Source organism: Rubrivirga sp. (genome assembly GCF_049648075.1).
Lineage (GTDB): Bacteria > Bacteroidota > Rhodothermia > Rhodothermales > Rubricoccaceae > Rubrivirga.
Genome location: NZ_JBARYR010000572.1, coordinates 1 through 2,696, shown reverse-complemented (window position 1 = coordinate 2,696; position 2,696 = coordinate 1). Strand labels below are relative to the sequence as shown.

Here is a 2,696-nt window from a genome sequence, read left to right as displayed (position 1 = left end):
ACGAGCATACGTCGCTCGTCATCGGGATCGGCGGCTCCGCCCCCGCCGGCTGGGACGCGTCCCCGCGAGCGCTCGATTTCTACGACCTTAAAGGCGTCGTCTTGAACGTGCTCTCGGACCTCGGGATCGGGGACGTGAGCGAGGCGCCGCGCCCCGCGCCGGACGGCTTGACGGCGTACGCGCTCGACATCGAGGTCGGCGGCACGCGCCTGGGATCGATCGGGCTGTTGTCCGAGGAGACGGCAAAAGCGGCGGATCTCCAAGACGCCTTGTTCGTGGCCGAGCTCGACTGGGACGCCATCGCCGACCTCGCCGACCGCGACGCGCCGCCGGCCTACCAGGCCATCTCGCGCTTCCCCGTCGCCGAGCGCGATCTCGCCCTGGTCGTCCCAGAGAGCGACCCGGCCGGCCCGCTCCTGGAGACCATCCTCGAGGCCGGGAAGCCGCTTCTCCAGGACGCCAGCCTGTTCGACCTCTACCGAGGAGACCGCATCCCGGAGGGCACCAAGAGCCTGGCGTTCGCGCTCCGATTCGGGGCCGACCGGACGTTGCGGGACAAGGAAGTCGACGGCCGCGTCAAGCGGATCGTGAAGGCCCTCGAGGCCCGTCACGGCGCGACCTTGCGGACGTAACCCAGACGTGTTGCTGGGGTAGGGGAAACCCATAAGGGCCTCGTGTTTATCTTGACGTGTCCTCCGACTCACACATGGAGCCCACCGCCTCTCCGGAGAGTGAGCCCGCCCGTTCTGACGGAACCCGTTCCGAGTGGCGGTCGCTGAGCTATCTCCGCGACCGGATCGACGCGGCCGTGCGTGAGATCGAGAGGCTGCGGACGGAGAATGCCGCGCTCGCGAGCCGCCTGATCGACCTCGAGGATCAGGAGACGGCACCGTCGTTCTCGTTCGGCGACGGCGAGGACCCAGAGGTGCTCAAGTCCCGCGTCCAGGGCTTTATCGACCTGGTCGACACGCTGATCGAGCGCGACGACGCCGACACGACCGAGTCATCATGAGTGCTCCTGTCTCCATCCGCGTCCGCATTCTCGACCGCGACTACCCACTCCGCGTCGCGCCCGGTGACGAGGACTACACGATCCACCTCGCCGCTCGCGTGGACGAGCGGATCCGCCGCCTGCGCCACGACCTCCCGACGCAGCCGGACCTGACGCACGTCGTCCTGACCGCCCTCGAGTTGGCGGAGGAGCTCTACGCCGCACGCGCCGAGACGGACCGCCTACGGGCACGACTCGAGATCGAATCCGGTGCTCTCGCGGACCGCCTCGACGCCGCGCTCTCCGCTGGCGGCGACGGCGCTCCTCAACCGACGGACGACGAGCCAGGACCGTAGCAGAGGTCCGAGGGGATTTCGCAGGCCCTGCCGAAACCGTTCACGGCGCGGGGCGATATTGGGTCTGTGCGAGCGAACGGGCTTCGGCTCAGCCGCTTGTGCCCACCGGCTTGTAGCCACCGCATGGGAACCTGAACAGCGTTTACCGCGGGGGCTCTGTTTAAAACCTGACCATCAGACCGCAGCCCGCTTCGGCGGGTCTCAGAGCTTCGGCTCTGGCCGCGGAAGGCGAGAGGGTTGGAGGGGCTCCCACATTGTCCGACGAGCAAGGTTCTCGTCCACGCGCTACAGGCTGGTGCCACTGCGGACCCCGTCGCTCGAGACCGAGCGGCGGGGTCCTTCTGGTGCGTATGGTTAGCATTGCCGACCGGTGCATCCCACCACTTCATGGACCCGATCCTCATCGCTCTCTCTGCTCTCGCGGTCGTGCTCGCCTTGGCGGTTGGGTTCGTCGCGGGCCGAGTCGCGCGGGGAGGAACGGCAAGCGCTCGCTTCGAGGACGCTGCCCTCCGAGCAGAAACCGCAGCCGAGCGGACCGAGGTAGAGGCGAAACAGCTCGAAGAACGGGCCGAGGCCGAACGCATCGAGGTCGCGGGCACACGTGACGAGTTGAAGCGCCGTCGGGCGCGGCTCGATCAGCGCGTCGAGGAGGTCCGAGAGAAGCACCAGAAGACGAAGGCCAAGCTCGAGGCCGCGCGCTCGCGCGTAGATGGCAAGTCGAGGCGTCTGTCAGAGCGAGAGTCGGCCCTCGCGTCGGCCGCCGGCGCCCTCGACGTGTTGACGGAGGCGGCCGAGCGCCGGCGGGACGAGGCCGACACGTTGGGGGAACGCGTGCGCACCCAGGCGGCGACGGTCGGGCGGCGTCAGCAGGAGCTCGCCGAGCGCGAGAACGCGATGACCGCGACCGAAACGAGACTGCGAGGCGAGGCCGACCGGTTGGACCGGCTCGTCGAGGAGCACCGCGCCAAACTGGAACGCACGGCTGGCATGTCACGCGATGCGGCCCGGGACGCCCTGGTCGCAGAGCTCACACGAGAAGCCAAACTCGAGGCTGCCGCCGCCGTCAAGGAGGCGCGCGACAAAGCGAAGGAGACGGCCGAGCGCGAGGCGACCAAGATCGTCCTCAAGGCAATCCAGCGACTCGCTGCGACGGCGACCATCGAGCACACGGTCTCGGCCGTCCCGCTCGCGTCCGAGGACATGAAGGGCCGAGTCATCGGCCGAGAGGGCCGCAACATCCGAGCGTTCGAGGCCGCGACCGGCGTCGAGGTCATCGTCGACGACACGCCCGACGCCGTCTTGGTGTCGGGATTCGACCCGGTCCGCCGCGAGATCGCCCGGCTCTCCCT

Annotated in this window: 3 protein-coding genes and 1 pseudogene; all 4 read left to right on the top strand. The window is 68.8% G+C overall.

Annotated elements, in window-relative coordinates; translation table 11 throughout:
• A pseudogene (locus tag WBA11_RS15955) lies at positions 1–632 on the top strand (phenylalanine--tRNA ligase subunit beta); the annotation flags it as partial.
• Between the two features lie 74 nt (positions 633–706).
• Positions 707–1,012 (top strand): hypothetical protein, encoded by a 306-nt coding sequence (locus WBA11_RS15950; protein WP_424521647.1) that lies wholly within the window; start codon positions 707–709, stop codon positions 1,010–1,012.
• Positions 1,009–1,347 carry a cell division protein ZapA gene (locus WBA11_RS15945; protein ID WP_424521646.1) on the top strand — a complete coding sequence of 113 codons (339 nt, stop codon included), beginning with the start codon at positions 1,009–1,011 and terminating at the stop codon, positions 1,345–1,347. Before WBA11_RS15950 ends, WBA11_RS15945 begins: the two co-directional genes overlap by 4 nt.
• A 387-nt stretch (positions 1,348–1,734) precedes the next feature.
• The coding region (locus WBA11_RS15940; protein ID WP_424521645.1) for an Rnase Y domain-containing protein at positions 1,735–2,696 on the top strand (962 nt) is incomplete at its 3' end.

What these genes read in the sequence shown, in the direction of transcription:
- WBA11_RS15950 (WP_424521647.1), top strand. Translation starts at nt 707, where the DNA reads ATGGAGCCCACCGCCTCTCCGGAGAGTGAGCCCGCCCGTTCTGACGGA.
- WBA11_RS15945 (WP_424521646.1), top strand. Translation starts at nt 1,009, where the DNA reads ATGAGTGCTCCTGTCTCCATCCGCGTCCGCATTCTCGACCGCGACTAC.